Origin of the sequence: Epilithonimonas sp. UC225_85 (assembly GCF_042695135.1) — a bacterium.
Classification (GTDB): domain Bacteria; phylum Bacteroidota; class Bacteroidia; order Flavobacteriales; family Weeksellaceae; genus Epilithonimonas.
Map to the genome: position 1 here is coordinate 1,986,185 of NZ_CP170547.1, position 24,137 is coordinate 2,010,321.

Here is a 24,137-nt window from a genome sequence, read left to right on the forward strand (position 1 = left end):
AAAATGAAGATTCAAAATATTGTCAAATTAAGTTTAATCTGTTTTACCTTTGGAAATCTCTCCGCACAGAATCCGTGGCCAAAAGCTACTGAAACCGCAAAACCTTGGACACGTTGGTGGTGGATGGGAAATGCTGTTGATGAAAAAGGATTGGATAAACAGTTGACAACACTTAATAAAGCAGGTTTTGGAGGCGTTGAAATCGTTCCGATTTACGGAGCGAAAGGTTTTGAAAATCAATATATCAATTATCTCTCTCCTGAATGGATGAAAATGCTACATTTCACCACAAACAAAGCAAAAAGCCTGAATATGGGCGTTGATATGTCGGTTGGAACAGGCTGGCCAATTGGCGGACCGCAAGTTGATGAACAGGATGCAGCGACAAAAATGATTGTTCAGACGTACACTATTGATTCAGGTGAAAATTTTTCAGAAAAAATTGTTCTGAAAGATGAAAAACAAAAGAATTTAAAAACCATAAAACTTAATATTGTAACCGCTTACAATGAGAAAAATGAAGCCTTCATTTTAACGGATAAAGTCAACAGCGAAGGTGTTTTAAACTGGAAACCAGCGACAGGGAAATGGACAATTTACGCAGTTTTTGTGGGTAAGACTTTGCAAAAAGTAAAACGTGCTGCTCCGGGTGGTGAAGGTTATACTTTAGACCATTTTTCTCCCGATGCAACAAAAGATTATCTCAAAACTTTCGATAAGGCTTTCGGAAATTCAAACTACGGAATCCGTTCTTTTTTCAATGACAGTTACGAAGTTTATAACGCAGATTGGACGCCGGATTTTTTAAGTGAATTCAAGAAAAGGCGAGGTTACGATTTAAGTCCGTACATCAAATATTTGGTTAGTGATGAGCAAAGCGAAATTGCTGGAAGAGTAAAATCGGATTACAGAGAAACTTTGAGCGAATTGATTTTAAATAATTTTACCAAAGATTTCACCGACTGGGCACATTCTAAGAACTCAAAAAATACCAATCAGGCACACGGTTCACCAGGAAATTTATTGGATTTATACGCCGCAGTTGACATTCCTGAATCTGAAACTTTTGGAAGCTCTGTTTTTGAAATTCCGGGCTTGAGGAGAGACAGCACAGATATTCAGAAATCGGATATGCCGGATTTTAATATGCTGAAATTTGCTTCGTCTGCTGCGAATGTTACAGGCAAAAAATTGACTTCAAACGAGACTTTTACCTGGCTGACAGAACATTTCAAAACCTCTTGGTCTCAGGCAAAACCCGAAGTGGAACAAGTGTTTTTGTCAGGAATTAATCACGTTTTTTACCACGGAACAACTTACACGCCGGCCGATGTTCCTTTTCCGGGTTGGCTGTTTTATGCCTCGGTGAATTTCGTTCCTGAAAATAGTTTGTGGCCACATTTGGAAGGATTAAATTCTTATATTGAACGTACGCAATCTGTTTTGCAAAGCGGAAAATCGGATAATGAACTATTAATTTACTGGCCGATTTATGACACTTGGTCAAGTCCAAAAGGGAAGGATGTTGCTTTCAAAGTTCATAATGTTGAAAAATGGCTGCAACCGACAACTTTTTACAAAGATCTGAAGGAATTGAGTAAAATTGGATATTCTTTGGATATGATTTCGGATAAAATGATTAGCGAATCTAAGTCTGAAAATCAGAAAATTCAGGTTTCAAAAGAAGCATCTTCTTATCAGGTTTTGATTATTCCTGAATTGACTTATTTGCCAGAAACTACTTTAAAAAACATCCTAGATTTAGCTCAAAACGGCGCTTCAATTATTTTCCAAAACGAACCAAAAGATATTCCCGGAAATTTTGAAGTGGAGAAAAGAAGAAATCAATTAAAATCTTTGTGGAATCAAATTCTGTTTCAAAATCAAGCTGGAAATGTAAAAATCGCAAACGTTGGAAAAGGAAAAATTGTCTTAAGTTCTGATGTGGCAAAAGGTTTAGAGTTATTAAAAATCGAAAGAGAAAAATTGACCGATACCGGATTGAAATTCGTACGAAGAAACTTTGATGGCGGAAAATATTATTACATTGTCAATTATACTTCCAAGGAAATCAATCAAAATATTCCGCTGAATTTTATCGGAAAACAAGTCACTTTAATGAATCCTAAAAACGGTGATTTCGGACTTGCTCAGACTCAGAATAATTCAGTTAGAGTTCAACTGAAATCTGGGGAATCTTTAATTATAAAAGTTTCAGAAAATGCAGATAATTCAATTTCAAAATGGAATTACATTGAGAAAACAGACACGCCGATTATTTTAAACCAACCTTGGAATTTGTCTTTCAAAGAAGGCGGTCCCGAACTTCCGAAATCCCAGACTTTAAAAAAACTGGAACCCTGGACGAATTTCTCAGAAGATCCTGCAACACAAAGCTTTTCAGGGACCGGCGTTTACACAACTACTTTGAATTTAAATAAAAAAAATACAGACGATTATCTTTTGAAATTTGACAAACTCTACGAAAGTGCAAAAATAATTGTCAATGGTCAGGAAGCCGGAATTGTCTGGAGCATTCCGTTCGAAATTAACATTGGAAAATACTTGAAAAAAGGTAAAAATAATATTCAGATTGAAGTCTGTAATCTGATGGCCAACAGAATCCGTTATATGGATCAGAACAAGATTATTTGGCGAAATTACAACGAAATCAATTTTGTAAACGTCGACTATAAAGCCTTCGACGCATCCAAATGGAAAGTTCAAATTTCAGGCTTGGATGGACAGATTCAAATAATTCCAGTAACTTACTCGAAATAAAATTTAAACAAAATGAAATCGAAGATTCACGAATACCAAACTGAAAATAAGAAAAATATGAGTAAGCATAAATTTTTAACAAAAATCGCATTTGGAGCCTGTCTTTTGACGGCTGGTTTTTACTATTCTCAAGTGAAACCAAAAGTTGTTCTGGATAATTTTTTCAACAACGAAAAAAGAGAAAATAAAGAAACTAAAGCGCTGGAATCATGGCATTACACCTGGGAAGATACGACGAACGGCGGATTTTCTTTATTGGGTCAAATTTTCAGAAAGCAAGGCGCAGAAATTAGTACTTTGAAAACGGCTCCTTCCAAAAAAGACTTAAAAACTGCCAATGTTTACATCATTGTAGATCCTGATATTGACAAGGAAGCTTACGAAGGAAAAGCAAATCTGATCGATTCCAAAAGCATCAAAAACCTGGTGAATTGGGTTAAAAAAGGCGGCGTTCTGGTTTTGTTGAGCAACGATCACGGCAATTCGGAATTTGAACATTTCAACCTATTGGCGGGAGAATTCGGAATTCATTTCAACGATGACAGTTATAACAGAGTTCAGGGAAGACAGTTTGAACAAGGCGCGGTGAACGTTCCTTCTGGAAATGAAATTTTTTCTGCACAGAAATTATATATGAAAGAGGTGAGTTCGATTAATGTAAAAGATCCGGCTAAAGCCATTCTGACAGCGGAAGGTAAAAACATTGGAGCGATTGCAAAATTCGGGAAAGGGACGGTTTTCGCATTGGGCGATCCTTGGTGCTATAATGAATATATCGATGGCAAAAAACTGACTGCAGATTTTACCAATTTCCAGGGAACGGAAGAATGGGTGAAATGGTTGTTGAAGCAAACTAAATAATAAGGTTTGTGCAATCGATTGAACTTAGGTTATTAATTTTTTTTTTGGCAGCTTTATCCGCCTTCCACTCCCAATCTTTTTTGCAGCCGATTTCAGTTTAAATAAAACTCTAAGACCTCACAAAAAAGGATTTCCGTTCAAGTCGGGCTGCAGATTCAACGTTCCAAAAATTGATTTCAAAATTTGACTTGTAATTTTTATAATATTTAAAATATCAATAGGAGCGGGCTTTAGCCCGCTTACAAATCGCAACAGGAAATTGGCTTTAGCCGAAACTTACTAAAAATCAATAAAGAATTATGAGCATAAAATTTAATCTGATTTTGTTTTCAACTCTTTTTTCAGGATTATTATCTGCACAAAGACAGATGGAATATCTGAAAAGAGGAATTGTCGTTATCCCTGCAGATACCGGAGTTTTTGTAAGCTGGCGACTGCTCGGAACAGAAGCTCAGAACACTCAGTTTGATCTTTACAGAACCGAAAATAATTCAACCAAAAAACTGAATGCAAAACCGTTACTCAACGAAACAAACTTCCTTGACAAAACAGCGGATAAAGCTAAGAATTACACCTATTTCGTAAAATCCAATACGCAGGATAAGTCTATTGATATTGATTCTGCACAATATGTCGCAAACCAGAAACCTTACTTTTCAATTCCTTTGAAAACACCAGCCGGATATACACCAAATGACGCTTCGGTTGCAGATCTTGATGGCGACGGCGAGTACGAAATTATCCTTCATCAAACCGGAAGATCAAAAGACAACAGTCAGCCTGGTATTACAGATGAACCGATTATTCAGGCTTATAAAATGAACGGGAAGTTTCTGTGGGAAATTTATTTAGGAAAAAATATCCGCGAAGGAGCACATTACACTCAGTTTTTGGTTTACGATCTGGATCAGGACGGCAAAGCTGAAATCGTGATGAAAACTGCAGACGGAACAAAAGATGGTAAAGGAAAATTCATTGGAGATCCGACAAAAAACTACGTCAATGAAAAAGGTTACATACTTTCAGGTCCCGAATATCTGACGGTATTCAACGGAGAAACCGGAGCAGAAATCAATACTGTCAATTATCAGGTTCCAAGATTTTCCGGCAGTTTGACTCCAACCGATGAGCAGATGACCGAAACCTGGGGCGATGCAAAAGGAAACCGCATAGACAGATTTCTCGGTGCTGTTGCTTATCTGGACGGTAAAACACCAAGTGTAATTATGTCGAGAGGTTATTACACAAGAACTGCAATTGCAGCCTGGGATTATAAAGATAAAAAACTCAGTCTGAGATGGCTTTTTGACACAGAAAGTTCTGAAGAAAATAAGCAATACCGTGGACAGGGAAATCATAATCTCACGATTGCTGATGTTGATAATGACGGAAAAGATGAGATTATTTATGGCGCAATGACGGTTGATGACAATGGGAAAGTGTTAAATAGCACAGGTTACGGTCACGGTGATGCTTTGCACGTTGGTGATCTTGATCCGTCAAATCCGGGATTAGAAATCTTTGATATTCAGGAGAGGTTTGATGATGCAGGGGCACATTTCCGCGATGGTAAAACAGGAAAGGTATTGTGGAAATTACCATCTTTAATCTATAGCAAACAAGGCAAATTCCAAGGTCCGGGAAGAGGATTGTCCTTAAATATCGATCCACGCTATGACGGTTCCGAATGCTGGGCTGCCGGAGCTGGAGTTAAAGGTCTTTACGATGCAAAAGGAAATAAAATCAGCGACAGAAACCCGTCTGTTAATATGGGAATCTATTGGGACGGCGATTTTTTAAGCGAAATTCTAGACGGAACTTCTGTATCAAAATGGGACTGGAAGAATGAAAAATCAAACTTAATTTTTGATGCGAAAACTTTCCAATGTGAATCCAATAACGGTACTAAGAAAAACCCTGCTTTGGTCGCCGATTTATTCGGAGATTGGCGTGAGGAAGTGATGTACAGAACTGCAGATAACCAGGAACTTAGGATCTTCAGCACGACCATTCCGACAACGCATAGATTATACACTTTGATGCACAATCCGCAATACCGATTGAGTATTGTCTGGCAAAATGTAGGTTACAATCAGCCTCCGCACACGGATTATTACCTGGATGAATCTGTGAAAGAAGTTCCAAAACCGAATATTACTATAATAAAACGTTGAAACAAATAGGTTTAGAAGCTATTCCTAAAATAAATTTTGCTCATTCCAAACAAATTTTCATTAAAATCGGTGTGCTCCGTAGGAGCAATATGTTTGTAGATAATAATTAATAAAAGAAGCGGAGCTCCGTAGGAGCGAGACCTTTAGAATAATTAAAATAGGATAGATGTGGAAATATCCGAAAGTAATTTTAGAATCATAAAAAAATAAAATATTATGAAAAAAGTTTTTATAAAAAATAGTCTTTTTGCATTGTTGATAGGAGTCTTATCCTCGTGCTCGGTTCAGAAATCAACGACAGAAAAAGAGGTCTATCTTCCTAACAAAAAAGAAGTTCTGGAAGTTTCAAGACGAGCCAACCAATATTTTATGAACAAATGGCCGGATACAGGGAAGGAAATCGTCGGAAAAAAAGTATGGCCAAGTAATCTGTGGACGCGCGCCGTTTACTATGAAGGATTAATTGCCTTGTACAAAGTTGATCCTAAAAAAGAATACTATGATTACGCCGTATCCTGGTCAGAAAACCACAAGTGGAATATGATGCGCGACACTTATACCCGTAATGCAGACAACCAGGCTTGTGGACAAACTTATCTTGACCTTTATGAAATAGATGGCAGAAAGAACCCGGAGAGAATCAAATTTGTGAAAGCCTCCATAGACAGTATGATGGCAACCAATAAAGTTGACGACTGGTGGTGGATCGATGCCTTGCAAATGGGAATGCCGCTTTTCACAAAACTTGGTAAAGCCACTGGTGAGCAAAAATATTATGATAGAAATTATGAAATGTATGCCTTCACAAAATATAAGCACGGAGGAAGTGGCTTATACAATCCCAAAGACAAGCTTTGGTGGAGAGACAAAAGCTTTGTTCCGCCTTACACAGAACCAAACGGAGAAGATTGTTATTGGAGCCGAGGAAACGGCTGGGTTGTAGCTGCTTTGGTCCGGACGCTTGAAGATACGCCTAAGTCAGATCCTCATTATCAGGAATATCTGCAGGATTATAAAGATCTTTTATCGGCATTGATTCCAATCCAGAGAGAAGATGGATTCTGGAATGCAAGTCTTCACGACCCAACTAATTTCGGAGGAAAAGAAATGACCGGAACCGCCCTTTTCGTTTACGGAATGGCTTATGGAATCAATAAAGGCTTGATCGATAGAAAAATTTATTTGCCAATTGTTATAAAAGCCTGGAACGCTATTGCAAAAGATTCTGTGCAGCCAAATGGATTTCTGGGCTGGGTTCAGGGTACAGGCAAAGAGCCTAAAGATGGTCAGCCGCTTGCTGCGGACAAAGAACCGGATTTTGAAGATTACGGTTTAGGCTGTCTGTTACTTGCGGGGAGTGAGGTTTATAAATTAAAATAAGGAATATTTTATTTTTCTTAGATAAATTTACAGGCATGACACTACAAGATGCGTAGTTGTTAACATAACAGTAATTTTCAGATTCAAGCAATACGATAAATTATGAATGCATTATTAGGAATATTTTTTCACTTCTTAGGAGGGTTTTCTTCGGGAAGTTTTTACTTGCCATATAAAAAGGTAAAAGGTTGGTCCTGGGAAACATATTGGCTGATAGGCGGCGTTTTCTCCTGGATCATTGTTCCGCCTCTTGCTGCATATCTTACAATTCCTAATTTTTGGGATATCATTCAGAATGAGAGTTCTTCCATATTAGGCTTGACATTTTTGTTCGGCGCTTTATGGGGAATAGGCGGTTTTACTTATGGTTTAGGCGTTCGTTATCTGGGTGTTGCGCTTGGAAGCAGCATTATTTTGGGGCTTTGTATGGTGTTTGGTTCATTGGTCCCATCAATCTATTATGAATTTTCTCCACAAATGGGAAAAGATAATATTGGGTTGATGCTTTCCAGCACCTGGGGGCGGTTTGTTTTATTGGGACTTCTTATTTGTGTTGTCGGCATTATTATCAGCGGAAAAGCCGGGATGATGAAAGAAAAAGAATTAAAGGCAGATTCATTGGATCCTCACGGAACACAGGTGAAAACGGAATACAAGTTCGGATTAGGGCTGATAGTTTCTATTATATCAGGTGTTCTTAGTGCTTGTTTTAATTTTGGACTGGAAGTAGGGAAACCAATGGCATTAGTTGCAAATGACTTATGGAAAGCCGCAAATCCGGGCGAGGGAGAATTCCTTTTTCAGAATAATGTGACGTATGTTGTTGTCCTTTGGGGCGGGATGGCGGTCAATCTGATTGGCTGTCTGTATCTGGCAATCAACAATAAATCTTATACCGATTATGTCAAAAGGGAGGTGCCTGTAGTGAAAAATATTATTTTCTGTGCACTCGCCGGGACGATGTGGTTTCTGCAATTTTTCTTTTATGGTATGGGAGAAAGCAAAATGGGGAATGGTCCCAGCTCTTGGATATTACACATGGCGTTTATCATTTTGATTGCCAACTTGTGGGGTATCATCATCAAAGAATGGAAAGGCGTTTCCAAAAGAACAATATCTACTATTGCCATAGGGATGGCTGTAATGTTCATTTCCATTTTGGTAGTAGGGTACGGAAATTCTTTGCGATAATTTTAAGGTTTTTTATTCAAATATTTTTAAGGCACTGATTTTTATCAGCTGCCTTTTTTTGGTGATAAATATTTTAATTTTTAGAAATCGAATTTTGAAAAGAAAATTTAGTAATATGAATTTGCTTTACAAATTCAAAATGTAATTAATATTATCTAATGGATTTGATAAAATTTGTAGGTTTTAAGGTGAATATCAATAAATAATTAATAAAAATTAAGATGCAGGATATTGCAGGATGCGCAAACATTTGTATCAATGTACTTTGGTGACATAATAAATTAGTGTAAATAAAATTTAAATAAAAATTAATATATGTCATTAATAATTAAACACAAGGATGTAAAGAGAATAGTGTTTCCTGCACTGTTACTTTCGTCAGGTTTCCTCTGGGGACAAAAGACAGCAACTGATACTGTAAAAGTAGCTACGAAAGATATCGATGAAGTAGTCGTAATCGGTTACGGAACTGTAAAGAAATCAGATCTTACAGGATCAGTATCTTCGGTATCGGCAAAAGATCTTGCAGCAACACCTGCAATGAATGCTTTACAGGCATTACAGGGAAGAGCAGCAGGACTTAATATCGTAACTGCTGGCGGTGCTCCCGGAGCAGGTGCAAACGTAACCGTTCGTGGTGGTGCTTCTATTACTCAGGGGACAGAACCTCTTTATATCGTAGATGGTTTCCAGCTGGACAATGCTTTGAACATCATTAATCCTAATGACATCGAAAGTATTGATGTATTGAAAGGAGCTTCTGCTATTGCAATTTACGGAGCACGTGGATCCAACGGTATTATCGTTATCAAAACCAAAAGCGGTAAAAAAGGAAAAACGACGATCAACTATAACTCTTTTATGAGTTTCGATATGCTTTCAAAAAAACTGGATATGATTTCCAATTCTGAGCAGTATGTGAAATACCAATACGAACTGGCACAACTCGGAGGAAAAGCATCACAGTGGAGCAATGTTTTTGATAACAGTTTGGGGACAGACTCACCGGGGTTTTATACAGGTGCATTCAACAGGATCAACAGTCGTTACGCATCCGCTCCTTCATTGGACTGGCAGGAAAAAGTGCTTGGAGGTACAGGGATGACTCAAAATCAAAATTTTAATATCTCTATGGGGACTGAGAAAACTCAAGCCTTCATTAGCTATAACTACAATAAGCAGCAAGGTATTCTTGCCAACCATGATGAAACCCGTAACTCTTTGCGTGCCAATATCAAATCTGAACTTTATAAAGGTATAAGAGTAGATTTTGGTTCAATGTTCACTTCCAATTCTGTGAATGGAGGAGGATCGTTTGGCGGAATGAAAAAGATACTTCTTCAGCCAATCAATGGAGGAACCAAATTTACATTGGATCAGCTATATAATACACAAACCTATGGCGATTTTTCTAGTTTAGATTCCAGTTATGATACAGAAAATCCGTATATAGAAAATAATGCCTCTACATCTAATAAGCGTTCACGTTCATTTGTTGCCAATGCCGGTATCGAGATCGATTTCCTTAAAAATTTCACATTAAGAACTTCGGGTCAATATACATGGAATAGCAGCAAATCTACTGCATTTTCTGATGAGAACTCCAGATCGTACCTCACAGATCCTGTAAATACAGGTATTAATGGAAGCATAAGTAACAGCGAATCTTATAGTTATCAGATTACCAATACCGTAACTTATAATAACACTTTTGCAGAAAAACATAAAGTTACTGTTCTTGCCGGTACCGAAGCGATATATGGAGCATCCGAAAGTAATAGTATTTCACTAAGCAAATTCCCTCCATTTGTTAATTTTGGACTTGATCAAATTGACAACGCTACAGTAAGAGATAAAAGCGCAGACAGGCCGGCTCCTGTAACTATGCTTTCTTATTTTGGACGTGTAAACTATAACTATGATGATCGTTATCTATTGACCGGTACAATACGTTATGATGGGACATCTAAGTTTTATACAGATAACCGATGGGGTGCGTTTCCTTCCGTAGCCGGTGCATGGCGTGTGTCTCAAGAAAGCTTTTGGAAAGATCATAAGATTAATAATATTATTAATGATTTGAAATTCCGGGTTGAATATGGGGAAACTGGAAATAACGATGTTCCAAGCAATTTATGGAGAACAAATGTGGTGCTTACAGACTATCCTTTGAACAATACAATAGGCAACCCTGCTTATGTAACCAGTTCAACTTATGGTAATATTGATCTGCAATGGGAAGCTATGAAAGCAACCAATATTGGAGTTGACTTAGCTTTTTTCAATAACAGAATAAAACTAACATCAGAATATTATAAAAATGATGTTACAAAAATGCTTTTATTAACCATACTCCCTGCTCATACAGGTTATTCAAACCAATACCAGAATATTGGGACTATGACAAATAAAGGTTATGAATTCACACTTAATACAGTGAATTTAAAATCAGAAAACTTCAGATGGACGACAGATGCAAATATCGGATTTAATAAATCTAAAGTAACTTCTCTTGATAGCGGGAGAGACTTCAGAACATTTACTGTAGGTAGTAATAGAGGAGGGCAGGTGACTTATTATGCCACTGTAGGAGAACAGTTGGGAGATATGTACGGTTATGTTTATCAAGGGGTTTATACAACAGATGACTTTATCCAAGCCGCTAACGGAACTCTTACTTTAAAACCTGGTGTTGTGAAACCTGCTACAGGTACTCCCAAGCCTGGAGATATGAAATTTGCTGCAGATAATGCTGCGGGAGATCAGTTTACAAGAAAATTAGTAAAAATAGGAAACGGTACACCGGATTTTATTGGAGGTATCAGTAATAATGTTTCTTACAAAGGTTTTGATTTGGCCATGTTTATGAAATTCAGCGTGGGTGGAGATATTTACAATGCTACCAAACAAAGTTTGAGCCCTTACGCTTTGTATCAAAACGTACCTACAGAATTCGGAAACAATTATTATCATCTGATTGATCCTAATACAGGACAGGCAACAAATAATTTGGTAAGATTAAAAGAAATGAATCCAAATGAAGGTTCAAGCCTTTGGAGCTTGAGCAATACAAATACTGCTAATATTACTTATCCATCATCATATTATGTAGAAGATGGGTCTTATCTTAGAATTGCCCAGTTAACTGTTGGATATAGTTTGAATAAAGAATTTTTGCAACATATTTCTGTAGCTAATGCTCGTATTTACGTTACAGTTAATAACTTAGCTACGATTACAGGTTACTCTGGCTACGATCCGGAAGTTGCAGCTGCCAGTGGTGTATCGGTAACACCAGGATATGATAGCTCTGCTTATCCACGTTCAAGAAGTTATGTTCTTGGTATCAATTTAACTTTTTAATATTTAGATCATGAAAAATATATTTAATAAACACACATTTATAAAAAGCTTAGTAATAATTCCATCATTTTTTATAGCCTCATTGAGCATTAATTCATGCAGCAACGATTTTCTTGATCAGCCTTCAACCAATACATCCGATACAGAATCCGTATTTCAAAGTTTGGATACTGCAGACATTTATGTTCAGGGCTGCTACAGAGGTATAGTTCCAACAGAGATGTACTATCAGTTAGGGGCTGGTGATACAGTGGTTCACTCTGCGGAAGATGGTACGACCAATAATTCCAAATACAATATTTGTAATTATTTCTATGATGCAAAAACACCTTACACACTTACAGGAGTCTATTCAGTAATGTACGCCTCCATAGAGAGAACCAATATTGCGATCAGCGGATTAAGTAAACTGCCAGAAAGTACAAGACGTAATGCCTTACTAGCAGAAGTAAAAGCGCTCCGTGCATTTTGCTATTATAATCTGATCCGAGTTTATGGAGATGTTCCTGCCGTTTGGATTCCATTGGTAGAAGCTGATCCTAATGACCCTAATACTTTATATCCAAAACGTTCGCCTCGCGATGGGATTTATGATCGTATCATCGCTGATATGCAGGAAACGGTAAATGATTTACCTGCTACTGGAACAACTGGTGAGCGTTTGACAAAATCATCAGGCAATGCTTTGCTGGCAAGAATCGCTTTATACGCAGCTGGTTATTCTCTAAGATGGGATCTAAATACCGGAACTCCTGGTACAATGTCCCGCAGAAGTGATGCTGCGAGAGTAAGAGAACTTTATCAGATTGCAGACAATGCTGCAGCAGCTGTAATTACTGGCGGTACTGCCAGCTTAGTACAAGCTCAGGGTGGGAAAAGTGGTTTTGAAGCTATGTGGTTCAACTTCTGCCAGAGAAAATTTGCAGTAAGTAATCCTGAGATGCTTTGGCACATCGCTGAATATGGACCTAATACCAATTCTGCTTTTGGAGTTTACGCCATGGAAGGTTCACGTGGTGGAACTTATGGTTCTCGTAAAGCATTGCAGTTTATACTTCCTTCTTATTATTTGTCTTTCAGACCGGGTGATACACGTAGAGATGTTTCTTGTACATCTTACAGCGTGTATTTCTTAAATACCGGTGCAGCAACTGATACTTGGGTTAATGCTGGGACTACTTACTCGTGTATTTTACCGGGAAAATTCAGAATGGGATGGGGGATTGCACCACAGGCAGCAGATCAACGTAATCTTAACATTCCTATTATCAGATATGCCGATGTTTTGTTGATGTATGCAGAAACTCAAAATTACCTGAACAATGGACCTACTGCTGCCGGGACTGCTGCTTTAATGCAGGTAAGAACACGTGCAGGGATTGGTAGCTTTGCAGCACCAACAGGTCAGCAGGCATTCGATGATGCAATTGTTCAGGAGCGTAAATGGGAATTCGCAGGAGAATTCAACCTTCGTACAGATTTGATCAGAATGAACCGTATTGCCAGTGAAATCAATGCCACAAAACAGGCAATGAAAAACTTATCCGATCGTACTGGAGCATACGCTGCTACACCAATTTACCGTCTTTACAAATTGCAGAAAAATTCACAGGTTTACGGAGATCCGATTTTGCAAGTTCCTTATGTTGATCTAACAAACCCTGCTCAGATTGCTGCAGTACAGGCTGTTCCTACAGCTTCAAGTGGTTATGCTGCCTATCAGACAACTTTGAGAGGCATTGCAACAGCAAACGGAATGACGGTTGCAGCTGATGACAAATTCTATCCAACCAATATGTTCCAGGCTTATACAAGCACTTTTAATGGGAATGCAAGAAAAGCTGCAGGATTTGTAGGAGGATTTAATCAACTTCAGATTGGTGCAATTATTTATACCAAACCAACCGCATCTTCTGAAAATGGAGGGAAATATCCTGATTGGATAGAAGGTAACGGCGATGGTCTTTTCTACGGATTTGTACCAAATAAAACAGAGTTGCTTCCTTTTGCCTCTGCCTCAGCAGGTCATCCATTGGTTGATAATCCTAATCTAAGTCAACTTCCTGGATATTAATTTAATGAGCATTTAATTAAATAAATTTTTCAATCAAACTCAACATATTTGATACAACTTTTGTAAAAAATATGTTGAGTTTTAATATCAATCAATGTTAATTTAATTTTAAATTAAGTGTTTATCAGTATAGTACGGGATGCTGAAAAAAATATAACAATCTAATTTTGATAAAAAATTAAGAAAATAAAAAAATGGAAAACGTAAAAACATTCAAATACGTAGATTATTTATGGGACGAAGAAAAAGCGGCCTCTTTCGGAGACGATCAGGTGGCTTTATTCTTGTACCGTTCAAACATATTAGGAGCTGATCTTAGAATTACAAACTACGGTGGAGGCAACACCAGCTGTAAAACTATTGAAAAAGATCCATTAACAAATGAAGAAGTAGAAGTGATGTGGGTAAAAGGTTCAGGTGGTGACATCGGAACTTTGACAAGAAAAGGAATCGCAGGTTTATATACAGAAAGACTTAGAAACCTGAAAAATGTTTATGGAGGTTTGGCTGACGAAGACAGAATGGTTGGCTTATTCGATCATTGTATTTTTGATCTGGAAAGCAAAGCACCTTCTATTGATACGCCACTTCACGGATTGTTGCCTTTCAAACACATCGATCACCTTCATCCGGATGCTTTGATTGCAGTCGCAGCAGCTAAAGACAGCGAAGCAATCACAAAAGAAATCTGGGGTGACACAATGGGTTGGGTGCCTTGGCAGCGTCCTGGTTTCGATCTAGGTTTACAATTGGAAAAATGTTTAGCTGACAATCCAGGAATCAGAGGAATCATCTTAGGGAGTCACGGACTTTTCACTTGGGGTGATACTTCTTACGAATGTTATATCAATAGTTTGGAAGTGATAGAAATGGCTTCTGAATATATCGCTAAGAAAATAGAAGAAAACGGACAGGTTTTCGGCGGTCAGAAAATCGAATCTCTTCCGTCTGATGATCGTAAAGATAAAGCAGCTCAAATCATGCCGTTATTACGTGGCCTGGCTTCTTCTGAAAACAGAATGGTGGGTCATTTTACAGACAGCGAAGTTGTTTTGGAATATATCAACAGTAACGATCTGGAGCGTTTGGCTCCAATGGGAACTTCTTGCCCGGATCACTTTCTAAGAACGAAAATTCAGCCATTAATTCTGACGCTTTCACCGGACGAAGATCTGACAGATTCTAAAGCTGTTCTTGAAAAATTAAACCCACTTTTCGAACAATACAGACAAGAATACAAAGCATATTACGAAACTTGCAAGCATCCAAACAGTCCTGCAATGCGTGACCCAAATCCGGTGATCATCATTTATCCAGGTGTTGGAATGTTCAGTTTCTCAAAAGATAAGCAGACGACTCGTGTTGCCAACGAATTTTATGTCAATGCAATCAACGTAATGCGTGGCGCAGAAGCTATTTCTCAATACACATCTTTACCAAGACAGGAAGCTTTCGACATCGAATATTGGCTATTAGAAGAAGCAAAACTTCAAAGAATGCCGAAAGAAAAGCCATTGTCCAGAAAAATTGCGATCGTTACAGGAGCTGGCGGTGGAATAGGACAGGCAATCGCTGACAAAATGGTGGCTGAAGGCGCAGTAGTTGTTTTCACAGACCTTAATCACGAAGCTGCGGAAGCTGTTACGGCGAAATACAGCAAAGATCAGGCAATCGCGGTTCAGTGTGATGTGACGAATGAAGAGGATATTGCAGATGCTTTCAAAGAAACTGTTTTAGCTTTCGGAGGTGTTGATATCTTGGTTCACTCAGCAGGTTTAGCAATTTCTAAATCTTTGGAAGATACGACCACAAAAGATTGGGATCTTCTTGAAAATGTTTTGGTTAAAGGTCAGTTTCTCATTGCAAAGAACGGAACTGAAATCATGAAAAAGCAAAATTTAGGAGGAGATATCGTCAACATTGCCAGTAAAAATGGCTTGGTTGCAGGTCCAAACAACGTAGCTTACGGAACTGCAAAAGCAGCGCAACAGCATATGACAAGATTATTGGCGGCAGAATTGGCAGCTGATAAAATCAGAGTTAATGTGGTGAATCCAGACGGCGTGATCGTTGGAAGTAAAATCTGGGAAGGTTCCTGGGCAGAAGGCCGTGCAAAAGCAAACGGAATTTCTGTAGAAGAATTACCGGCATTTTACGCCAAAAGAAATTTATTAAACGAAATTATTCTTCCTGAAGATATTGCAAACGGCGTTTTCGCTTGTGTTGCAATCCTGGACAAAACAACAGGAAATATCATCAACGTAGATGGCGGAATGGCAAATGCTTTCCCAAGATAAATTTAATTTTTTAGAAGGTTTTTATTTTAATAAATTGAAGGCTTGCTTTAGGTAAGCTTTCAATTTTAAAATTTTAAGATATAATGATAATAGGAAAAGATATTATTGATCAGTACAACACAGCAGGCGTTGAAAACTTTAACACAGATTTCGATTTTCTGCAAAATAAACTGACAAAATCAGGCGCAAATGTTTCTGAGATCGTCAACAAAATTGCCGATTTCCAGGTAGCAATTCCAAGCTGGGCTTTAGGCGCAGGTGGAACGAGATTCGGAAGATTTTCTTACGGAGGTGAACCTGCTGTTTTGGAACAGAAATTAGATGACGTAGGCTTGCTTCACGCTTTGACGCACTCTGCAGGAGCGGTTTCTCTTCACATTCCCTGGGATATTCCGAGTGATGTAAGTGCTTTGAAAGAAAGTGCAAAATCTCACGGACTTGTTTTTGACGCGATGAATTCCAATACTTTTCAGGATCAGCCTGGCGCAAAACAATCATATAAATTCGGTTCTCTGAATTCAGTTAATGAAGATTCCAGAGCTTACGCTGTTGAACATAACAAGGAAGTAATCAGAATCGGAAAAGAATTAGACTCCAAAAGTTTGACCGTCTGGTTGGCTGACGGCGCAAGTTTCCCTGGACAATTGAATTTCCAAACCGCTTTATCAAACACTGAAAAAAGTTTGAAAGAAATCTACGCAGATATGCCGGAAGACTGGAAATTGTTCATCGAGTACAAACCTTACGAACCGAATTTCTACTCAACAACAATCCAGGATTGGGGAACTTCTTTTATGCTGGCAAACGCTTGTGGCGAAAGAGCTTTCACATTAGTTGATCTTGGTCACCATTTACCAAATACGAATATCGAGCAGATCGTTGCAACATTGATGTACAAAGGAAAATTAGGTGGTTTCCACTTCAATGACAGTAAATATGGCGATGATGATTTGACGGTTGGTTCTATCAAACCTTATGCTTTATTCTTGATTTTCAACGAATTGGTGTACGGAATTGAAAATAACAAAAACAATCCTTATCCAGCTTGGATGATCGACGCAAGTCACAACATCAAAGATCCGTTGGAAGATCTGTTGCAATCGTTGGAAGCTATTTTAATCGCTTATGCTCAGGCACTTTTGGTTGATCAGAAAGCATTGAAAACTGCACAATTAAATAATGATGTTGTAGCAGCGCAGGATATTTTACAAAATGCGTACAGAACAGATGTTCGTCCATTGTTGCAGGCTGCTAGATTGCAGTCCGGCGCAGCATTAGACCCAATCGCAGCTTACAGAAATCTTAAAGTAAGAGAAACTTTGATTTCCGAAAGAGGCTGGGCCAAAGCAACCGGATTATAAAGTCCGATTTTAATTTTGATAATGATAACTTTCATGCAATCTGGAAGTTTTATTATAAACCACTCAATTTTTTTTCATTTAAGGTAAAGTGTTTAGAGCATTAAGTTTCAATAAGGTAAGAAGTAATGATTTTCTTAATATCTAAACACTCCTTTAAATGATCATCAATTTGACAGAATAATTTTAATTTCGAATCTGAAAAATCTTATTCTTTCATCACTAATTAACTTATTGCAAGAATGTCCAAAAAAAAGGTAACCATCGTATTTGATATTGGAAAAACCAACAAAAAGTTTTTTTTATTTGATAAAAATTACAAGGAAGTCGTAAGGGAATACACAGAATTACCGCTCACAACGGACGAAGACGGTTATCCGACAGAAGATCTTGCGGCACTTCAGAACTGGATCAAAGATAATTTCAATGCGATCCTTGATGATGAAAATTTCGATGTAAAAGCAATTAATTTTTCTACGTACGGGGCTAGTTTCGTACACTTGGATCACAAGGGAAATGTCCTGACACCTTTATACAATTACACCAAACCAATCGATGAAGATATCCTCGATCTGTTCTACGAAAAACACGGCGATAAACTGAAAATTGCCCGAGAAACAGCATCGCCTCAAGCAGGGATGTTGAACTCAGGTCTGCAATTATTCTGGTTGAAATATAAACATCCGGAAGTTTTTAGTAAAATCCGTTACAGTCTTCATTTACCTCAATATTTATCGTATTTATTTACCGGAATTTGTGTTTCGGAATTTACGTCAATCGGCTGTCACACCAATTTGTGGGATTACGACAAAGGCGATTACCACGATTGGGTTTATGAGGAAGAAATCGATATTCTGATGCCGCCAATCGTACCAACTTCTGCGAGTATCAATACGTCTTACAGAAACAAAAAAATTAAAATCGGTGTCGGAATTCATGACAGTTCTTCGGCATTATTGCCCTATATTTTAAGCAAGAAAAATCCGTTTTTATTATTATCAACAGGAACTTGGAGTATCTCTCTGAATCCTTTTAATGATGAAAGTTTAACAGACGAAGATATCGAAAACAACTGCCTGAATTACATGCGAATCGATGGAAAACGTGTAAAAGCTTCCCGATTTTTTATGGGAAATGAATACCGAATCCAAGTCGAAAAACTTTGTGCTTACTACGGAAAAGAATATGGCGCACATCGAGAAGTGGAGTTTGATCAGGAATTATATTTAAATTTAATGAAAAACAAAGCGGTCTATTTCCGATTTGAAGGCATTATTTTGAAACGAAAAATGATCACCGAAACCGATCTCAAATCTTTCGCAACCTTTGAAGAAGCGTATCATCAATTAATGATAGAATTAATGGATTTGCAGATTCACACAATCAAAAATGCCATCGGAAACTCAGAAATTGACACGATTTATATTGATGGCGGATTTACAGACAACGACGTTTTTATGAAACTAATGTCACATCATTTCCAACATTACAATGTGATGTCAACGCATTCGCCGCTTGGTTCGGCCTTGGGAGCTTCAATGGTCATTTCGAACAAGAAAATTGACGAAACATTTCTTCAACAGCATTATCAGATGAAAGTGCTTCAACCGCTAATTCTTAACTTATAAATCATGGCATTTCCATTTGATACCAATTATGCTTCGCTAGAACTTCTGATCGAAAAAGCAAAGAAAAGAATGCCCCGTTTCGCTTTCGAATATCTCGATGGCGGTTGTAACGAAAATATCAACCGAGACAGAAATACGACTGAGTTAAGAGAAGTTTTGCTTCGTCCTCAGTATCTTCAGAATAATTACCGTGAAGCCAATATGGAAACTGAATTGTTTGGTGTTAAATATTCTGCACCATTCGGGATTTCGCCGGTTGGTTTACAAGGTTTAATGTGGCCGAATGCACCGGAAATTTTAGCAAAAGCGGCTTTCAAACATAATATTCCTTTTATTTTAAGTACCGTTACAACAAGCAGTATTGAAAGAATTGCTGAATTGACGGAAGGAAAAGCCTGGTATCAACTTTATCATCCAAGAGAAGAATGGCTGCGTGATGATATTCTCGAACGTTGTGAAGCTTCTGGCTACGACGTTTTGGTAGTTTTAGCTGATGTTCCGACTTTTGGTTATAGAGCAAAAGAAATCAGAAATGGTCTTGCAATGCCGCCTCAATTAAATTTGAGAACCGTTTCTCAGGCAATGGTAAAACCGCAATGGTGTCTGGAAATGCTGAAACACGGCGTTCCAAGCTTTGCTACGATGGATAAATATATGGACAAAAATATGGGCGTAAAACAGCTCGGACAGTTCATGAATTCTACATTTTCCGGAAGATTGAACTCAGACAGAATCAAAGCAATCCGTGACAAATGGAAAGGAAAATTGGTCATCAAAGGTGTTGCCTCGGATGAAGATGCTGGAGAATCCGTAAGATTAGGATTTGACGGAATGATTATTTCAAATCACGGTGGAAGGCAATTGGATGCCGGAGAATCAACGATTTCAGTAGTTAAAGAAATCAGTGAAAAGTATAAAGATCAAATCAAAATAATGATGGACAGTGGCGTAAGAACCGGTCCGGATGTTGCCCGTGCATTAAGCTGTGGCGCTGAATTTACATTTATGGGAAGAACTTTTATGTATGCCGTCGGCGCTTTAGGCGAAAAAGGCGGCGATCATATTATTGAAATGCTAAAAATGCAGTTCAGACAAGTAATGGAGCAGCTTTGTTGTAATGAAACGACAGATCTGCAGAATTTCAGGGTAAAATAATTACTTTAAATTTCAATAGGAGCGGGCTTTAGCCCGTTTTCAAAAGATGAAATTTTCATTATGGCTTTAGCCAAACTCTTGCATTTATATTTGTAGAAGAACAGTTTTATAAACAAACCTCCGTTAAGAGGTGACGTTTGTAGAATAGAAGTTTTTAAATAATTAGCTCCAGAGGAGCGATATGTTTGTAGCAATCAATACAAGTCACAAAGCTGAGCTCCGTAGGAGCGACACAATCTGAAATAATTACAGCGAATCTCTCTCAATAAATTTAAAAACATTATTCACCTGTTCTTTTTTATTTTTAAGAACCATATAAGCCGCAGACTCTGCCATAGCTTTGAAATCCGTCGTAATTACAGTGATCCCGAGTAATTCTTTCAAAGGTGTTTCGTTGTAAGAAATGATTCCTATATCTTCACCAAGTTTCAGATTTTTCTGCCTGATTTGCTTTACCAGATTCACCAGATCACGTTCTTGGATTGTCACGAAAATATCTTTGTCCTGCAATTCCATATCGGGATAGATGGCGTCCAGAATTTCATAATCAAATTTAAATTCTTTACAAAATTTCTCAAATCCACGTACAATTCTAAAAGGGTAAGGATTGATAGACTTATCAGGATAAACTAAAATGATCTTTTCGTATTTTTTGATTTTTTCTAAACCTTCTTTCAGGGCATTGTAAATATCAAGTGCAAAATCCTGAAAAACAGAACCGTATTCTCCGGAGATATTAGGTTTTGTGTTGTCCAGCATTACCAGTTTATTCTTAGGAATTTTCTCGATCATATCAATCACTTCCTGCGTAGAACTTGTGTGTTTGGACTGATCATCACGGAAATGCGGCATCACAACATAATAATCAAATCCGCCGATATTTCGTTTCAAAGCATTAATGAAAAGTGTCTCGTCGCAGTGATAAATGTACATTTCGACATTTCCTTTAGACCCGATGGCATTCACAAAATAATCGTAGATCATCATTTTATAAGTGCTCGGTTTATTGATCAGAAAGAAAATATTAATGACATCATTCTTATTGATGCGGGAAATGTAGTAGCCTTTCCCTTTTACAGATTCGATGATCTGTCTTTTGCGAAGTTCTTTGTAAGCTTTTTCAACAGTGTCTCTCGAGAGAAAGCAGGATTCACTGAGTTCATTAATGGAAGGTATTTTTTCTCCAATTTTAATTTCTCCGCCGTCAATTCCGTTCAGGATAGAATCCACAATCTGTTTGTATTTCGGAACTCTGGAGTTTTCATTAATATTGATTTCGAATGTTTCTGCCATGATTTCAAGTAGAAGATATTCTTCCCGGATTTAAAAATAATAATTTTATGAATTGATTATTAGTTGACAAAAGATACAAAATTTATGTTGATCTGAATGTTAAATCTAATAATCTCTATAATTAATTAAATAGCAGATATTATTTTGTTTTAGATAGAATATTTTTCATTAATAAATGAATTAATCTGTATTTATTTATTAATAATATAATTTGAATAAACGTCAACTTTCAGATAATTTTTACAAAATTCTCCTGTTTGCAAAGCAGCTGATGATTTATTAAGATAAAGACCATTTGATCTCAGCAGAATCTACGCTATGTTGTTTATTAATTTAGTCCTGAAAAATTTTAAACAAAAAAAGCCTGCCATTTCTGACAGACCCACTAACTAAAATATGAATCTTTTTTAAGGCATTTTTTTGAAGCCTTCTGCTTTTATTTTCCAAGTTCCGTCTTTCGGGAAACCCGGAAATTGCCCTGTCGAACTGTCCCAACCTTCCAGCATCATAGCAACAGCAGCCAAAGTTCCGCCATTTCCCGGAAGATAAATTCTAAGTCGTTTGTCTTGGAAATTATGCCCATTTTTCAGATAAGTATTCGTCTGAATATTCATAAAAAGAGCATCCAGAGCTTTGTTTGGAAGACCAAGCCTTGCTGCATTCATCGCTGTCATCGGGAAATCCCAGCCCCAGGTATTTTCCCAGCTCCATCTCTCCCAAACGATGTCAAGGGTGTTTTTCATAATTTTTTTATCCAATTTCGGAGACTCAGGAACCATTCCTAATGCGCCTAAAACTGCAGGATGATCGGTCATCCATTTTGGAAATGTGAAAGAATCTTTCGCCGATTCTGTCGATAAATAAATGCCATCCTGAACCGGAAGCGGAGCTAATTTAGAAATTACATCATCCCATTTTTTATCTCTCGGTTGTCCCAATCTTTCTTTCCATTCTTGAGCGATTTTCAACGACCAATCCCAATACGCCACTTCGTAAGTCGGGTTGTAAGTGTCTTTCGCAGGGAAAACTTCCTGCGCCGGAATAACACCTTTTCCTAAGTTGTAGCGATTTTTTTCCTTGTCATAAGTCGCAAAATCAGCCATAAAATCAGCAGTCGCAAAAATCAAATCTTTGTATTTTTCCAATACTTTTTTGTCCTTGCTGTTGCGATACAAAAGTTCGGTCATATAAATGATGTGCGGCTGTTCCCATATCAAAAATGCTGCGACAGAAGACGGACTTTCGTTCCCGTCATTATCAGACATTTTAATCCAACGGACACCTTTATAACCTTGTCTTTCTGCTAATTTTTTTGCCTTATCAAAAGTTCTGAAATAATAATCCAGTTGTTTTTCCAAAATTTCCGGTCTTCCCCACAAAGCGTAATGAACGCCGTGCCACCAATGCATTTCTGTGTGCGGTTTTCCATACCAGCTATTGAAGGTCAAGCCAGTTTCCTGAGGAGGATTATTTCCACCGCACTGCACTTTGGTCAAATATTCAGATAAGACAACTCTTCTTTCAAGCTCATTGGCTCTCGGGTCTGTACTTCCTTCAAAATCAACGGCAGCACCGCTTTCCCAAAAGTTTTTCCAGCCTGAAGTACTTTCTTTTTCAGCATCCGCAAATAAAGTTCTGTTCGATTTCGGACTTTTTGCTGAAAACTCAACACTCAGTTCTATTGTTTTATTTTTAGCAGAAGGTTCGTAAACGAAATAATGTTTTCCTGCTTCACGAAGTTTTCCTTCCGTAAAATTGAATTGAGTATAGTAATCAGTGCTCTGTAGCTTATGCTGAATTAAACCTTGTGTTGATTGTGACGAAACGATTTTTGTTGTGTGGTCATTTTCGTTTCCGTAAAAAGCAGCGTCATCCAAAAACTGTCCGGTCGGAGAAGGGTAGCGTGCGAAAACTTTCAGCTTGTTTTTTGAAATCAGATCAGATTCAATTTTCACCCCAATTTTATCTGAATTTTGTAAAGAAGCCGTCCAGACTTTGACCGGAGTTCCTTCCAGTGAAAATTCGCTGGTAATAATTCCCGTCCACAAATCAATTTTCTGATTGATGTTGGTTAAATCTGAAATTTTTGCTTTCTGACCATCTTTTTTCGTGAGTTCAATCCCGATATTTCCCAATTGCAAACGGTGTTGATTGACACGGAAATATTCAACGGCTTCTTTGTTTCGTTCGGGAGATTTTAATTGCGTACTGTAAAGCGCTTTACGACCGTCGTTATTGAAATCATAAGCTTTCAACGTTTCCTCAAACTTATAGTTTTGAGTGTTCGGGAAACTGTCCCAACCCCATTCAGACTGAGTTCCGAGAGAAACTCCGTTTTTATAATATTCGGGGAACGACTGCATTCCTGTAATATCAACGGTGTAGGCAAATTTTCCGTTTCCAACCGTCAATGTTGATAGTGTATCAGCTTTGGTGTTGACCACATTATGTCGCTGAACGACCTTCTTTCTGTCGATTTTCTGGGCATTCATTGAAGAAAATCCCATTAGGAAAATCCCTAGATATATTGCTGTTTTTTTATTCATAATTCATTATTTAAGACGGAATTCGAATTTTTTATT

The 24,137-nt window shown here is 37.8% G+C and carries 13 protein-coding genes; 11 read left to right on the forward strand and 2 right to left on the reverse strand.

Features of this window, described 5'->3' with window-relative positions:
* Positions 1-3 precede the first annotated feature (3 nt).
* The 11 genes from ACFJGY_RS09200 (at position 4) to ACFJGY_RS09250 (ending at position 20,262) form a co-directional block, all read left to right on the forward strand.
* Complete coding sequence (locus ACFJGY_RS09200) at positions 4-2,781, forward strand: glycosyl hydrolase (RefSeq protein ID WP_379963142.1); 2,778 nt, start codon at positions 4-6, stop codon at positions 2,779-2,781.
* Between the two features lie 12 nt (positions 2,782-2,793).
* Positions 2,794-3,642 carry a hypothetical protein gene (locus tag ACFJGY_RS09205; protein ID WP_379963144.1) on the forward strand — a complete coding sequence of 283 codons (849 nt, stop codon included), beginning with the start codon at positions 2,794-2,796 and terminating at the stop codon, positions 3,640-3,642.
* Positions 3,643-3,941: 299 nt separating this feature from the next.
* Positions 3,942-5,816: a rhamnogalacturonan lyase gene (locus ACFJGY_RS09210; protein ID WP_379963146.1), complete on the forward strand. Its 1,875-nt coding sequence runs from the start codon at positions 3,942-3,944 to the stop codon at positions 5,814-5,816.
* 216 nt (positions 5,817-6,032) lie between these two features.
* Entirely contained in the window at positions 6,033-7,196 is a 1,164-nt protein-coding gene (locus ACFJGY_RS09215) for a glycoside hydrolase family 88 protein (RefSeq protein WP_379963148.1), read from the forward strand.
* A gap of 102 nt (positions 7,197-7,298) precedes the next feature.
* A complete protein-coding gene (rhaT, locus tag ACFJGY_RS09220; RefSeq protein ID WP_379963150.1) occupies positions 7,299-8,387 on the forward strand; it encodes an L-rhamnose/proton symporter RhaT in 1,089 nt (362 codons plus the stop codon).
* Between the two features lie 315 nt (positions 8,388-8,702).
* Complete coding sequence (locus tag ACFJGY_RS09225) at positions 8,703-11,750, forward strand: SusC/RagA family TonB-linked outer membrane protein (RefSeq protein ID WP_379963152.1); 3,048 nt, start codon at positions 8,703-8,705, stop codon at positions 11,748-11,750.
* Positions 11,751-11,760: 10 nt separating this feature from the next.
* Positions 11,761-13,824 (forward strand): RagB/SusD family nutrient uptake outer membrane protein, encoded by a 2,064-nt coding sequence (locus tag ACFJGY_RS09230; RefSeq protein ID WP_379963154.1) that lies wholly within the window; start codon positions 11,761-11,763, stop codon positions 13,822-13,824.
* A 194-nt stretch (positions 13,825-14,018) separates the two neighbouring features.
* A complete protein-coding gene (locus ACFJGY_RS09235; protein WP_379963156.1) occupies positions 14,019-16,121 on the forward strand; it encodes a bifunctional aldolase/short-chain dehydrogenase in 2,103 nt (700 codons plus the stop codon).
* Positions 16,122-16,204: 83 nt separating this feature from the next.
* The gene (locus ACFJGY_RS09240) at positions 16,205-17,482 is read left to right on the forward strand and encodes a TIM barrel protein (RefSeq protein WP_379963158.1); all 1,278 of its coding nucleotides are present in this window, start codon (positions 16,205-16,207) and stop codon (positions 17,480-17,482) included.
* A gap of 239 nt (positions 17,483-17,721) precedes the next feature.
* A complete protein-coding gene (locus ACFJGY_RS09245) occupies positions 17,722-19,107 on the forward strand; it encodes an FGGY-family carbohydrate kinase (RefSeq protein ID WP_379963160.1) in 1,386 nt (461 codons plus the stop codon).
* 3 nt (positions 19,108-19,110) lie between these two features.
* Positions 19,111-20,262, forward strand: a complete 1,152-nt coding sequence (locus ACFJGY_RS09250; protein ID WP_379963162.1) for an alpha-hydroxy-acid oxidizing protein — start codon at positions 19,111-19,113, stop codon at positions 20,260-20,262.
* Between the two features lie 246 nt (positions 20,263-20,508).
* On the opposite strand, the gene ACFJGY_RS09255 is transcribed toward ACFJGY_RS09250, so the two are convergent.
* A complete protein-coding gene (locus ACFJGY_RS09255; RefSeq protein ID WP_379963164.1) occupies positions 20,509-21,555 on the reverse strand; it encodes a GntR family transcriptional regulator in 1,047 nt (348 codons plus the stop codon).
* Positions 21,556-21,962: 407 nt separating this feature from the next.
* Positions 21,963-24,101, reverse strand: coding sequence for a hypothetical protein (locus ACFJGY_RS09260; RefSeq protein ID WP_379963166.1), 2,139 nt, complete (start codon positions 24,099-24,101; stop codon positions 21,963-21,965).
* Positions 24,102-24,137: the final 36 nt, after the last annotated feature.